Origin of the sequence: Wenyingzhuangia aestuarii (assembly GCF_011927765.1) — a bacterium.
GTDB classification, from domain to species: Bacteria; Bacteroidota; Bacteroidia; order Flavobacteriales; family Flavobacteriaceae; genus Wenyingzhuangia; species Wenyingzhuangia aestuarii.
In genome coordinates, this window is the sequence record NZ_JAATJG010000003.1 from 240,572 (window position 1) to 255,444 (window position 14,873).

Genomic DNA, 14,873 nt, shown 5'->3' on the forward strand with positions numbered 1-14,873 from the left:
TAATGTCCATCGTTATTTTTCTTGTTTTCTAATTTCTAAAATTACATTTGAGAATAATCATTTTAAAACGTTTATTCTTATGAAATACTTTAAAACAGCATTATTGACTGCGTTTTTATTCTTACTAAGTTTTGGCTCTTTTGCACAAACTTGGAAAAATCCGAATGCAAACATTAATGATAGAGTTCAGGACTTACTGTCCAAAATGACTCTAGAAGAAAAAATTAGCTATTGCGGATCTAGAATTCCAGAAATTAAAAGATTAGGAATTCCATCTTTTGAATGGTACGGTGAAGCTTTGCACGGAATTATTGGATGGAATTGTACTCAATTTCCACAAAACATTGCCATGGGTGCCACTTGGAATCCTGATTTAATGTTTGATGTTGCTACTGCTATTTCTAACGAAGCAAGAGCTTTAAAAAACATGGGGGAAAAAGAAGTAATGATGTTTTCTCCTACTGTAAATATGGCCAGAGACCCTAGATGGGGTAGAAATGGTGAATGTTACAGTGAAGATCCTCACTTAATGTCAGAAATTGCACGTATGTATGTTAGAGGAATGCAAGGAAACGACCCTAACTATGTAAAAACGGTTACCACTGTAAAACACTATGTAGCTAACAATGTAGAAACAAAAAGAGAGTGGATACATTCTAACATTGGCAAAAAAGATTTATACGAATACTACTTTCCTGCATACAAAACCTGTGTTGTAGATGAGAAAGCAACAGGAATTATGACCGCATTAAACGGTTTAAACGGAATTCCTTGTACAGCACACAATTGGTTGGTAAATGATGTATTAAGAGACGAATGGGGATTTAAAGGATATGTAATTGCAGATTGGGCTGCTGTGCAAGGTCTTGAAAAAAGAATGAAGTATGCAAAAACACAACCCGAAGCTGCTGCAATGGCTATAAAAGCAGGTGTTGATCAAGAATGTTTTAGACATAAAGAAAAACAAGCTCCAATGGTAAGTGCATTGCCTAAAGCACTAGAAAAAGGCTTGTTAACAGAAAAAAAATTAGACATTACAGTTGCCAGATTGCTTAGACTTCGTTTTATGACAGGTGATTTTGATGATCCTGCATTGAATCCATATTCTAAAATTCCTGCTAGTGTTTTAGAATCTGATTCGCACAAAGCTCTGGCATTAAAAGCTGCTGAACAATCTATTGTATTGTTAAAAAACAATCAAGTACTTCCTCTAAAAAAGGATTTAAAAAACATTGCCATGATTGGTCCTTTTGCAGATAGATGTTGGATGGGAATATACTCTGGACATCCTAAAAGCAAAGTAAGTCCCTTAGACGGTATCAAAGCCCATACCCATGCCAATGTAGCATTTGCAGAAGGTTGTAATGTAACTGCTAAAAACGATGATGACTCCAAAATAGCAGAAGCTGTAGCTTTGGCTAAAAAATCAGATCAAGTAATTTTAGTTGTAGGGAATGATGAAACTACTTCTACAGAAAACACCGATAGAAAATCGATAAAACTACCGGGGAATCAGCATAAATTAATCAAAGCCGTACAAGCTGTAAACAAAAATATCATATTGGTATTAGTTCCTAGCGGACCTACAGCTATTGCTTGGGAACAAAAAAACATTCCTGGTATTGTGTGTGCTTGGCCAAACGGACAAGAACAAGGTACTGCCTTGGCAAAAGTATTGTTTGGTGATGTAAACCCTGGAGGAAAATTAAACGCTACTTGGTATGCATCCGATAATGATTTGCCAGATTTTCACGATTACAAAATGGCAGGAGGAAACAGAACTTATATGTATTTTAAAGGAAAACCTTTGTATCCTTTCGGATTTGGTTTAAGCTATACTGATTTTAATATTAGTGATGTTCAGCTAGACAAAAAGAAATTAAAAGCCAATGAATTTGTAACAGTAACTGCTACTGTAAACAATACAGGAACTTTACATGGTGATGAAGTTGTTCAAGTATACATTCGCAATGTTAAATCTTCTAAAAACAGACCCATTAAAGCTTTAAAAGGATTTAAACGTGTGTCTGTAGCAGCAGGGAAACAAACCACTGTAGCTATTCAAATTCCTTACGAAGCTTTTTCTTATTACAACACTAAAAAAGGAAAGCTAATGGTTAAAAAAGGAACTTTTGAAATTTTGGTGGGTAACTCTAGTGAAAACATTATAGCTACCAAAACTATTGATGTTAAAGGTGGTAATTTACCAGAAATTAAAGTCGGACAAAAAAGTGCTTACTATAATTTTGATGCCGAAAAACACGGTAAATCTTGGGATTATTTGTACCAAAATAATACAACAAAAAATACCGTTGTTAAAAACAAAGAAGACAACTCTAAGTGGATAGAATATGAAATTACGTTTGTAGATCCAGGATTTTATGTAAATACTTGGAATGCAGAATTAAACTTTAAATCGGCTAGTAAAGAATCTATTATAGAAACGTTTATGGCAGGCAACGCTATTAAAACCTATACCATTTTAAACAATCAACGCACATTGGCTATTAAAATTCCAATTCCACCAGAATATGGTAAACCAGTACGTTTAAAAATTAAAACTAGAAGTGGAAACGTAGAACACGAGTCTATTAAAATTATTCCTCCTGGTGAAGAAAAGCCTTTTGTAGTTTCTAAAATTATTGATCAATCTAAGTAAAATAGATTACAGTTTTTAGTGAACTTATAATAAGTACAAACCTCAGATGATTTTATATTGTCTGAGGTTTTTTTATGCTGTTAGGGTTCTTGGGTGATTTCTACTTTTTGGAAGAAGTGTGACTATTATTATATGGCGAACATTTTCTGTATCAATAACTAGGTAGGTTCTCAACTTTGCTCGAACACCTAAAAGTTAATACATTGAACAGAATCTAGATGCTTAAATACTATTAATATAGGCAACCAAATTATCATCTCTATTTAAAGCCAGTTTTTTTCTAAGTCTATATCGGGCTTTGTTAATACTGTCTGCAGAAACACCTAAAAGTTGAGCCATTTCTTTGGTAGAAAAGTTAAGTTTTATCAATGCACAAAGTTTCAACTCATTTCTACTTAAATTAGGATGTTTGTGACTTAACGATTCATAAAAAGAACTATTTACTTGTACAAATCGGGTTTCAAATTCTTCCCAAGTTTTGGTTGCATTTACTTTAATGGTACTTTTTATTTGTTCTACAGAAACATCGTCTTTATCTTTTTTAACATTCTCTAATCCTTTCTTTATTTCCTCTAGCAATTTGTCTTTTTGCATTAATTGTAAGGCTGTAACTGCTAATTCCTTTTCTTTAATTTCAACCTCAGCACGAGCTCTTTCTCTGGCTAACTTTTTTTCTGTAGCATGTTTTTTACGAATTAATTTCATTCCAAAAAACGATACAATTACCGTAAGAATAAATAAAATAGTTGAGAAAATTAACTGTATGTTTAACTTCTCTTTTTGAGTTTTGATGAGTTTTAACTCTTGTTCTTTTTGAATTCTTTTGTTTTGTAATATAGCTGTTCTATAAGAATCTTTAATTTCGAACAGCTCCTTGTTACGTTCACTTTGCCCGCCAAACAAACTATCGCCTAAAACTTTAGAACTTGTCATTTGTTGAAAAGCGATTTTATACATTCCTAATTTGCCATTAATTTTGGCCGTTTTTTCTAATAAACCTACTTTTAAACCAACTCTGTTTTTTTTCTTAGATAAAATTTCTAAACTTCTATTGTAATACGTGAGTGCTTTTTTATTTTCTCCTTTTTGAGCATACAAATCACCCAACATTGAATTGATAATAGATGCATAATGATGCTGTTTAGAAACCTTTTGAACTATTTCTGTTAAAAGTTTTTCGGAAGCGCTGTAATTCTTAGTTAATGTGTACAAATGAGCTTTTTCTGTAAGGACATACAACTTATCGTTAAAAGAACTATGTAGTGAATCCAAAATATGTTCGCTAATAGCTAAATATTTAGTGGCCACATCATACTCATCATTCATTCTATACGTTAATGCAGCAGTGTAATATAAGTTAGATTTTACCTTGGGGTTTGTAAACACCTTTTGTTGTTTTGCATATACAAACATAGAATCTATAGCCATAAAGGCTTTTTCTTTTTCATGAAAAATAGAATATAACTGAGATAAATTTTTATATGCTTTGTATTTAATTTTAGAATTGTGTAATGAATCTGATAGAATTAACACATTCCAAAGCTTGTCATAAGCCTCCGGATAATAGGCATGTGTTGTTAAGTCTTTTGCTTTTTGTAAATCTTGTTCTATACTTTTTTGTAAGCTGTTTTGTGCCAACACACTACTGCTTATCAACCAACAACCAACCACTAAAAAACGAAGAGAATTTAACATGCTACAAAGTTAACTAAAAACAATACTCAACTTAATCAAATACTACCATATGAATAACGTTTGTGGTAATTATGGATTTCTATTTTGTGTTTAAAAAAGACAGAGGAAAGAATTGATCCGACTAGATTCTTTTGAAATTTCTGTAAAAGAAATAATCTACTTAAAATAACAAATAATTTATTTAACACTAACTTTTTTAACAAGTTTAACAATTACATAAACTACTACTAATATAATTATGAACACAAAACCCAAATCCCTTTTTTAAAACATATAACATCATCTTTACACTACTGATATACAATACCAAATCAATAAGTTTTATTTATTCTTTTTACGAATACAAGATAATTAACGTATCAAACATATTATAGTTTTAATACTAAGCTAAGCTTCATCTAATATGCTATAAATAAATTACACCTCTTTTTAATTTATATAAAATAGATATGATAAACCTACGTTCTGCCACTATTAGAAAATTTTCTGATTTTAATGTTTTTGAACATTTAAAAGAAAACTATCCTGATATAGATTTATATGTAACCGAAACCATTAAACTAAAAGGAAATTACGTTTATAAAGCTGTTTTTAAATCTAAAAAAATATATGAAATTGTAAGAGGTGCTGTAAAATTGGGAAGCTACAACCAAGAAGGAACTCCGTTTGTATATGATATTATTGGAGATGGAGATTTTTTTGGAAATTTTGAATACCTCAACAACAATCAATTCTACGAATATTCCAAAACCATTGTAGACTGTAAAATTAGAGTTTACGATTTAGACTTTATTAAATCTGCTATTTTACAAGACCCTATACTTACCGATTGGTTTATTCGCTATTTGGTAAAACGCTGGTGTAATGCAGAAAAAAAGGTAAAAATGTCTAACGAAAAAGGAACTTTAGAAAAGCTCCGTTACCTTAAAAGTTATTTTAACAATCAAATTCATGACTATGTAGGTGATGAATATATTCTATTTGATTTGTTAACTCAAAAAGATTTAGGAGATTTAATAGGAACCACTCGTCAAAGTATTTCTCAAGCTTTAGAAAAAGTTTAAAAATAAAGGGAGCTTAATATAGCTCCCTTTATACTTCTACAAAACTTAAAAACTAAACTTGTTTTTAGTACAATATATTTAAGGATACACTTGTACTATTTCTTGTTGAACCTTGTTATCATCACCACGCATTTGCATAGTTACTTTGTTCTCATCAAAATTAAATTGTAAAACACCAAAACTAAGCGTGTGAACTACTTCTCCTTTTCTTAAAGAGTTAGGTTCTCCTTTAAAGTTAAAACTTGCATGAGTTAATCCACTAGAGGTAAAATCTATTAACGGGTAAGCAATTCCTTCACGTTCTAACTTAGAAAATTCAGAAATATGACGATCTCCCGATAAAAGAATTACGTTATTAGCTTTAGATACTGCAATCATGTTTAACAGTTTTTCTCTTTCGTTCGGAAAATTTGCCCATTTTTCATAAGGATGATCTTGGGCAATTGTTTGAATACTACTTACAATTACATTAAAATTAGCTTTAGAATTGTACAACTCATTATTTAACCATTCCCATTGTGCAGCTCCTAATATAGTTCTTCCTTCTTGTAGTCCATTAATTTCTGCCTTAGAAATTCCTGTTCTAAAATAACGAGTATCTAATAAAATTACTTTAATACTTCCTTTATCGGTAGTAAACACTTCTGATGAATATACCCCTTCTTGAGTTCTTCTAGGAGAATCTTTAGGTACTCCAAAAAAATCTAACATCAATTGTTGGCTTTCTTTCTTTTTAGGAAATTCTACTCCAGCATCGTTTTTTCCAAAATCATGATCGTCCCAAGTTCCAATTACTTTGGTGTTTTTAACCACCTCAGCATATCCGTTTTGTTGGTGTTGCAACTCATAGTCCAATTTAATTTTATTCATGTCTTCAGAATCACCATAAATATTATCTCCTCCCCAAATCCATACATTTGGATTTAATTTTAGTACATCATCCCATAAAACATTGGTTTTACTAGGTTTGTTACAAGAACCAAAGGTTAAGGTAAAATCGGAAGTAGCTTCCGTTTTATTTGTAGAACCAACAGGTGTTGTTGTATTACTTTTATTGTTCTTACAAGAGAATAGCAAAACCGTTGTAAGTATTAAAAATATATTTTTCATGTTATTTGTCTTTTTTATTGATTAACGATTTAAAACGAATACTTGGCACCAACTTGTAATCTCCAAGGAGTTCCTCCTATAGGTTCTGTTCCTGCTCCTGTTTGTACAGTATAGTTGTAAGATTTTGTTGCTTGATCAAATCCATTTACTTTCATTAATTCTCTGTTTCCATAGTTGTGATTTACTCCCCAATCTTTATTTAATAAATTGGCAAAATTGAACACATCTGCAGACAATTGTAAATTGTGTTTTTTATACAGTTTAATATCTTTTGTTAAACGCAGGTCTACTGTAAAATAGAATGGATTTTTTCCTCCGTTTCTTTCCGCAAATCCTCCGTAGCTATTTTTTAAGTATTCTTTGTAACTCTCTGGAGTTTCAGGGTCGTTTAAAATTTGGTTGTAAGCTTCTACAATTTCTGCTGGAGTGTTTGGATCTTTAGGATCGTAGATATAAGCCATATCATTACTAAGGTTATAATCTCCGTTAACACTTGTGGTGTTATCTACTTTAAAAGAATATCTTGATCCTCCTGTACCAATAGCAGTAACTCCTAATTTAAACCCTTCCCATGTTGGTGTTGCTCCGTTTACAATTACTTTGGTATCAAAATGATTGTCAGAATATCCATAGTTTAAATCTCTAGGATCTCCTTTTACTGGTAAAAATGTAGATGTATTTGCTACACAACAGTTGTAAGAAGAATTGTCTTTGGTTTTGTTAAACGTTACACTTGCGTTTATGTAACCGTCTTTTCCTATTTCTGCTCCACCATTAATAATTAAAGCTGTTTGATCTAAAATTCCATCAGACGTTAACAACAAAGCTCTACCTACTTTATCAGATTTTCTTGATTCTTTCCAGTCTACATTTCCGTTTACACCAATAGTATTTGCAGGTACAAAAACCTCTCTTCCTTCTGGAGTAATAAACTCAGGTTGGTCTTTTAAGTTGGCTTCTTGATACGTATAGTTGTTTGTTGTGTGGCTTAACAAAGCATTTACTCCTAAAAACATTCCGTTATCAAAAAAGTGAGTATAGTTTAAATTGGCTTTGTACGTAGTTGGTACTTCAAAATCATCGCTCACTGCGTTAATGGTAGAAAAAGGTGTTTCACCATCTGGTACTCCAGGAACAGTTGATGGATCTTGTCTGTAAGCTTCAAAATCTGGTGTAGGTACATTGTTACCTGTTACATCTATAGCTCCTAGTAACACTCCACTATTTTGAATGTTGTTTACTTGTGCATAATAATGTGGTTGAGAAGAAAACATTCCTCCTCCTAATTTTAAAATATCTTTATCTTTTCCGTTGACATTCCAAGTCATTTGCAACCTTGGCTGAATGTTGTTAAAATCCATTGGTTGGTTGTCTGTACGGATTCCTAGTTCATTATATACCACTGGGTTGAATGCTCCTGCTTTAGAGAAAATAGTTGCATCCCAACGTAAACCTGCAATTACATTAATGTCTTTATGAATGTTAAAATCAGCTTCGGCAAATAAAGATAAATCGTATACGGTTTGTTCTACTATTGGAGCAACTCCATTTAAAGGTACTTCTCTTGCATATCTGCTTGCTACTCCGTTTTCAAAATCATCTAAAGAATCAAAAAAGAAACGTCCGTTTTGTTCGTTAGACAATAATGTTTCTAGGTAAGTAATAGTATTATCTGTACCAAATGTATAGTTTACTTTATCTAAGTTTAAGTATGTAGTATTGGCAATGTGTACTTGTTTTTCTAAGTTAGTTTCTGGAGAATAACGTTGTCCCCCTAACTGAACCGTTCTAGATCTTGTGTTACCGTTTGGCAAATCTGATGTAACATCTACAATAGCACGTGGAATGTTGGCATCTGGTAACTGAGAACTTGGTAAATATCCACGTTCTGCATGTTGGTATTGTAATTTAAACTCATTAGTTACTTTTGATGATAATTTTGAACGTAAAGAAAGTAATGTACTATTTTCTTTTGATTCAAAATCTGACCAAGTTTCTGCAATTTCAAAATCTGAATTATCGCTGGTATTCATTGGACTTTCATACTTATTAAATAAGTTTCTAAGTGTTAATGTGTGCTTGTCATTAATTTGCCAATCTAATCTTACAAATAAATTATTTGCTGTTGTTTCTCTATCAAATTGCCCTACTTGTTTTGCATTGCTTACACCATATTGATTTCTAGCAATGTTTAAAAAACGATCTAAGTTATCTTGAGTAATTCCATATCTATTTTCATCATCTTCAGACTGAATATCTGCAATAGTTACTGGGCTTCCTGCATCTTGTCTTTCGTAGGTTGCAAAAAAGTGTAATTTATCTTTAATAATAGGTCCTCCTAAACTAACACCTGTTTGTAGCGTATAAAAATCGGCTTCTCTTTTTTGTCCACTAATGTTATACTCACTTTGCAAAGCATCTGCTCTGTAAAAAGAAAAAGCGCTTCCGTGAAACTCATTTGTTCCAGATTTTGTTACGGCATTTAAAGACCCTCCACTTTGACGACCTTGTGTTACGGTATAATCGTTGGTAGAAACTTCAAATTCACGAATTGCTTCTTGAGAAATGGTAAAAGGTCCACGTCCTACTTCACCAGCTGTTAACGTATTTCTTGCATTGGCACCATCAATGGTAACATTAGTAGATGTGCTTCTTTGTCCTCCTAAATTTAAAGACCCTCCTCCTTGTAATGGAGATAAACTTGTTAATCGGGTAAAGTTTCTTCCTTCGGCAGGCAAACTTTTAATTTGTTGACTACTAATTTTAGTAGAAGCTCCTAATTGTTTAATACGTTTTACTATACCATTGCTTTTTAAGACCACAGCTTCTAAATCGTTTACGCTTTCTTCCATTTGAATTTTTAGCGTAATTTCATCGTTTTGATTTAGTGAAAGATTGTTTTTGGTAACAGTAGCAAAACCTATGTAAGAAGCTTTAAAACTATAAGGTCCTAAAGGTAATTGTTGTAAAATAAATTCACCTTCCATGTTGGTATTAATTCCTGTTTTAAAACCAGTATCTGTATTTTGAATTAACACAGTAACTCCCAATAAAGGCTCTCCTTGTTTGTCTGTAAATTTCCCTTTTATTGATGCGTTGGTCGACTGAGAAAAGAGATTTACTGAATTGCATAAAATTACAAGTAAAGTTGTAATAATTTTAATAGTTTTCATTTTGTTGTGTTTGTTTGTTTTGATGCGACAAAACTATTTATAGCATCAACAAACAGGATGTTAATTTTTAACACTTACCAATACTTAACTTTCTAATTATAATTTGATAACATTTCCCCTTTCTTTAACACTCAACAAAAACAATTTAAATAGCTAAACACCACACCCTATAAAACACTTAAGCCCAACCAAATACTAAAATTTGATTGAGCTTAAGAAACTAACTAAATTAAAAAAACTATACTCTAATAATTATTTTGAGTTAACACTCCTTGCGACAATTGTACTTGATTAAACGGAATTGGCATGATTTCATTTTTATTAGATTGATAACCTTGACCTCCTAAAATAGCTGCGGCTCTACCTGTTCTAATCAAATCATGATACCTAAGTCCTTCTCCTGCTAATTCTACACGTCTTTCATGGTAAATAGCATCTAACAAAGGTTGTCCGCTAAGTGTTAATGGTAAGTCTGGAACTACTGTTGGCAACGCTGTACCTCTTGCACGAGTTCTTACTTTATTTACATATTCTACTGCCGTAGCAGGATCTGTATCATAAATAGCTTCTGCATACATTAAATAGACATCTGCTAATCTAAGTACTCTAATATTAGTATCGCTGTTTCCTGCTCCACCTACATTTGGTTTTGAATAATTACTGTATGGATCCCATGAATATTTTCTATTAAACCATTCTGTTCCATATCCTCCTGTAACATTGTAAAAAGAAGCATCATGCCTAGGATCATTTGGCTCAAACTCATTTCTTAAATCCTCTTTAATTTGTCCAAAACCAATTCCTCCTTTACTCCTAGGAGTCATCATATGTGTTAATCTACTACCTAATTTACTAGTGTTAGAAGCATAGTTAATTTCAAAAACTGAACCTGTTCCCCACTCTCCTTCTGGATTAAAAATAGTTCCAAAATCAGCTTCTAATTCGTAACCTGGCAATAATAAAAACTGCTCTCCGTAAGTTTGAACCTGACTCATTTTATTTTGATACAAAGATACACGCATCATTAATCCTAAAGCTGCTCCTTTATCTGCATGCCCTAAGTATTCTGCTCCTTTAGTAAATCTAGAAGGTAAATCTTGAATAGCAATTTTTAAATCGTCTTCTATAAACGTATAAATAGCTGCTTCTGTAGCTCTTGGAACTGCATATTTACCTGGCTCTAAGGGTTCATCTATTAAAGGTACACCACCAAAAGAGTTTACCAAATCAAAATAATAATAGGCACGTAAAAAACGAGCTTCAGCTAAAATTTGTTTCTTTTGATCTGGATCATCAAAAGTAATTGGCGGAACTTTTTGCAATACTAAATTAGCATACAGCACCCCCTTATAACTTACATCCCACACTGCTCTAATAGAGTTGTTTGAAGTTTGTAATGTATATGTTTCTTTTTCAAATAACTGAGGCCCATCATTTACTCTAGCCCCTCCTTTTAAAATATCATCTGTTCCAATGTCTCCAAACAAAAAATCGTTTGAGTTAGATGCTAAAAAATTTTCTACACCATACATTTCTCTCATTGGAGAATAGGCTGCGTTTAAACCTTGCTCTGCATCTGTTGGTGTTTCGTAAAAGTTCTCTAATAAAGGGGTTCCATAGGCACCTACCTCTAAATAATCATCATTACAAGATGTTAAACCTGCTAATAATACTATTGAACTATATTTTATGGTCTTTATAAGTTTACTATATAATTTCATCGTCAGTATTTTTTAAAAGTTAATATCTAATCCTAGTGATACCGTTCTTACAGATGGATATCTTCCTCTGTCTATTCCTATATCTAAAGGATTGTTTTGTGATGAATCTATACCTACCTCTGGATCTAAACCATCATATTTAGTAAAGGTTACTAAGTTTTGACCTGCTACATATACTCTTAACTTGTTGATAAAAACTTTGTTTAATACGTTATTAGGAACTGTATATCCTAATTGTACGTTTTTTAACCTTACATAAGATCCATCTCTTACAAATCTGCTAGACAATGCAGTGTTTACTCCATTATTTGCAAAAGTAACTCTAGGTACAGAATTAGAAGTTTCTTCTCCTGTCCATCTATCTAACATACTTGTTCTTAAATTGGTACCTAAATCTCCTTCTAAATAATAAGCACTTGCATTAAATATTTTGTTTCCTTGACTTCCTTGAAAGAAAGCTGTAAAATCAAATTGTTTGTAATTCATATCGATATTAATACCATAGGTAAATTCTGGAAACGGAGATCCAATGTTTGTTTTGTCTTTGTCATCAATAATTCCATCATCATTTAAATCTTTGTACCTAACATCTCCTGGCTGAGAGTTTAAAAATGTAGGTCCATTATCTACCTCATCTTGATTTTGATAAATTCCATCCATTACGTATCCATAAAAAGAGGCTAATGGCTGGCCTGCTTCAGTTCTTGCTATGTTTTTAAAACCAGAACCGTCACCTGTTTGAATAATACTACCTTCATCTGCCAATTTGATTACTTTGTTTTTGATAAAAGAAATATTACCTCCTATGTTAAAAGAAAAATCGTTAATGATTTTTTTGTAATTCGCAGAAAATTCAAACCCTTTGTTTTCTATATCTCCTGCATTGGTATATGGACTTTGAGCATATCCTGCATTGGTAAGTATAGGGGTTGCCATTAGCATGTTAGACGTGTTTTTTACAAAATATTCTGCAGTAAATGTAATTGCATTGTTAAGCAAAGCCATATCAACCCCAATGTTGGTTGTTTTGGTTGTTTCCCATTTTAAATTAGGATTTCCTGGTTGTAATGGTGCTACTCCTAAAGCTGTACCTTGGTCTGATCCGTATAAATAATTAGTTCCAATATTTAAGGTATTATACGTTGCTGTGTTTGGAATATTCTGATTACCTGTTTCTCCCCAACCTGCACGGAATTTTAATTGATTGATAACATCAACATCATAAAAGTTTTCTTTATGAATGTTCCATGCTAAAGCTAAAGAAGGGAATTGTGCCCATTTGTTATTAGATCCAAAACGAGAAGATCCATCAAATCTGTAAGTCCCTGTTACTAAATAACGATCATCATAATTATAATTTAATCTACCAAAAAAGGACAATAATTTTGACTTAGAAATAGTTCCATCCGCAGAAGCTGTAGAAACATCTCCAGAACCTAAGGTTGGATTTGCAACACTTTCTGGAATACCATTACGTTGGGTATTTACATTGTTTGAGTTTAATTCCTGAATTTCTTGCCCCAACAAAGCATTAATGGTGTGTTTTTTATTAAAAGTTGTATTGTAATTTAAGGTATTAGACAAAATCATCACTCTATTTTCTGACCTGTTTAGTCTGTAGGTGCTTACATTAGATAAATAGGTTGGTGACACAAAATAGGATGGCTGAAAATTATCTACCATAGTATTGTTAATTTGCAAACCATAATTAGACTTAAAGGTTAAGCCTTTTATAATAGTAGCTTCTAAAAAAACATTTCCAAAAAAACTTTCTCTAATTTGAGGTGATTGACCGTATTGAACCAACCCTAAAGGATTTATTGCTGATGAATAAGAAGTAACTCCAAAAGTACCATCTGTATTATAAATAGGAGTTACAGGGTCTACCACATAACCTGCAAAAGCAGCTCTTGGCCAAGCATTTCCACTATACTCTGGTACCGTAGTTTTTTCTGCATTTGCATATTGTAAATTATGTCCAATTTTAATTTTTGGTTTTATTTGATAAGTGTTGTTTACTCTAAAGTTGGTTCTTTTATAATCTGAATTTTTAACAATTCCATTTTGATTGATATAACCAAATGAAATATAATACGTAGACTTATCTGACCCTCCAGAAACAGACAACTGATGATTTTGCATAAACCCTGATCTGTACACAGCATCTTTCCAATTATAAGATGTTAATGACGATGGATTTGCTAAACTTGCATCAATAGGCTGACCATCATTTACCTTAGCTTCATTGTACAAGGTTGCCCACTGCTCTGCATTTAAAACATCTACATTGTTTATTTTGTTTTCTACTCCTGCGTACATTCTGTACGAAATTGTAGGTGTTCCTTTTTTACCTGATTTTGTTGTAATTAATATAACCCCGTTAGCTCCTCTAGAACCATATATAGCTGTAGCAGATGCATCTTTTAACACTTCTATAGATTGTGCATCTTCCATATTAATACTTGAAATATCATTAATAGGTACACCATCAACTACATATAATGGATCTGAATTGTTAATTGTTCCTGTTCCTCTAATTCTTACCGTAGGTGTGGCTCCTGGAGAACCTGTACTTTTAGATACGGTAACTCCTGCTGCTCTACCTTGAATAGCTTGTGCTATTGATGTTGTTTGAGTTTTACTAATTTGCTCTGTATCTATAGATGATAATGCTCCTGTTACGTCAGATTTTTTTACCGTACCATACCCAACCATTACAACTGCATCTAATTCACTAACATCTTGCTCTAAAACAACATTAGCGGTTGTTTTTCCATTTAATGGAAGTTCTTTTTCTTTATAACCTACATAAGAAAATACTAACGTAGCAGTCTTATTAGTTACAGATAATGTATAATTTCCGTCAAAATCTGTAATGGTTCCTTTTGTAGTTCCTTTTACAACCACATTGGCACCTGGAATAGGCATACCAAATTCATCGCTTACCATTCCTTTAACAACAAATTGTTGTTGTGTTATTAGATTTTGAGTATTAAGAACTGTTTTTCCTTTTACCAACACAATCTGTTTCCCAACTGTTTTATAGTTAATATCTGTATTGCTAAACAAATTATTTAACACACTTGTTACCAATACATTTCTAACATTTACAGAAACTATTTCTTTATCATTAAACTCGTTATTGTTATATAGAACTTTAAATTCTGTTTGGGCTTCAATTTCTCGGAACACTTTTTCTACGCTTACATTCTTTAGATCTAATGTTACTTTTGCCTTTTGGGAATAAGTATTAGCGTGAATATTAAAGAGTGAAAACAAGAACAGATAAATAGTCAATTTCATCTTTAAATCTAGTTTTAGGGAATAGAAATTCCAATCCCTTAATTTGTTTGGATTTTTCATACTTTTGTATAAGTTTCGTGGTTTAATAAATTTGGTTAAATCACCTTATTCTAATCGGGGAATGTGCCAGCATTTTCCGATTTCTTTT

At 32.1% G+C, this 14,873-nt stretch carries 7 protein-coding genes; 2 read left to right on the forward strand and 5 right to left on the reverse strand.

Annotation, left to right across the window (positions count from 1 at the left end; all coding sequences use genetic code 11):
• The first annotated feature begins 79 nt into the window (after positions 1–79).
• Positions 80–2,659, forward strand: coding sequence for a glycoside hydrolase family 3 C-terminal domain-containing protein (locus GGR97_RS04540; protein ID WP_167897328.1), 2,580 nt, complete (start codon positions 80–82; stop codon positions 2,657–2,659).
• Positions 2,660–2,881: 222 nt separating this feature from the next.
• Here the strand turns inward: GGR97_RS04540 and GGR97_RS04545 are convergent, their stop codons facing one another.
• Positions 2,882–4,354: a tetratricopeptide repeat protein gene (locus GGR97_RS04545; RefSeq protein ID WP_167897329.1), complete on the reverse strand. Its 1,473-nt coding sequence runs from the start codon at positions 4,352–4,354 to the stop codon at positions 2,882–2,884.
• A gap of 449 nt (positions 4,355–4,803) precedes the next feature.
• Here GGR97_RS04545 and GGR97_RS04550 point away from each other — a divergent pair, with 449 nt between their 5' ends.
• Complete coding sequence (locus tag GGR97_RS04550; RefSeq protein ID WP_167897330.1) at positions 4,804–5,418, forward strand: Crp/Fnr family transcriptional regulator; 615 nt, start codon at positions 4,804–4,806, stop codon at positions 5,416–5,418.
• Positions 5,419–5,496: 78 nt separating this feature from the next.
• On the opposite strand, the gene GGR97_RS04555 is transcribed toward GGR97_RS04550, so the two are convergent.
• From GGR97_RS04555 to GGR97_RS04570, 4 genes are all read right to left on the reverse strand, one after another.
• Positions 5,497–6,528 (reverse strand): alkaline phosphatase D family protein, encoded by a 1,032-nt coding sequence (locus GGR97_RS04555; protein ID WP_167897331.1) that lies wholly within the window; start codon positions 6,526–6,528, stop codon positions 5,497–5,499.
• A 29-nt stretch (positions 6,529–6,557) separates the two neighbouring features.
• Entirely contained in the window at positions 6,558–9,701 is a 3,144-nt protein-coding gene (locus tag GGR97_RS04560) for a TonB-dependent receptor (RefSeq protein WP_167897332.1), read from the reverse strand.
• A 245-nt stretch (positions 9,702–9,946) separates the two neighbouring features.
• Positions 9,947–11,422, reverse strand: a complete 1,476-nt coding sequence (locus GGR97_RS04565) for a RagB/SusD family nutrient uptake outer membrane protein (RefSeq protein WP_167897333.1) — start codon at positions 11,420–11,422, stop codon at positions 9,947–9,949.
• A gap of 12 nt (positions 11,423–11,434) precedes the next feature.
• Positions 11,435–14,725, reverse strand: coding sequence for a TonB-dependent receptor (locus GGR97_RS04570; RefSeq protein WP_245229449.1), 3,291 nt, complete (start codon positions 14,723–14,725; stop codon positions 11,435–11,437).
• Between the last annotated feature and the right edge of the window lie 148 nt (positions 14,726–14,873).

Coding starts and splice junctions, on each gene's coding strand:
- GGR97_RS04550 (WP_167897330.1), top strand. CDS start 4,804: ATGATAAACCTACGTTCTGCCACTATTAGAAAATTTTCTGATTTTAAT.
- GGR97_RS04545 (WP_167897329.1), bottom strand. CDS start 4,354: ATGTTAAATTCTCTTCGTTTTTTAGTGGTTGGTTGTTGGTTGATAAGC.
- GGR97_RS04540 (WP_167897328.1), top strand. CDS start 80: ATGAAATACTTTAAAACAGCATTATTGACTGCGTTTTTATTCTTACTA.
- GGR97_RS04565 (WP_167897333.1), bottom strand. CDS start 11,422: ATGAAATTATATAGTAAACTTATAAAGACCATAAAATATAGTTCAATA.
- GGR97_RS04560 (WP_167897332.1), bottom strand. CDS start 9,701: ATGAAAACTATTAAAATTATTACAACTTTACTTGTAATTTTATGCAAT.
- GGR97_RS04555 (WP_167897331.1), bottom strand. CDS start 6,528: ATGAAAAATATATTTTTAATACTTACAACGGTTTTGCTATTCTCTTGT.
- GGR97_RS04570 (WP_245229449.1), bottom strand. CDS start 14,725: ATGAAATTGACTATTTATCTGTTCTTGTTTTCACTCTTTAATATTCAC.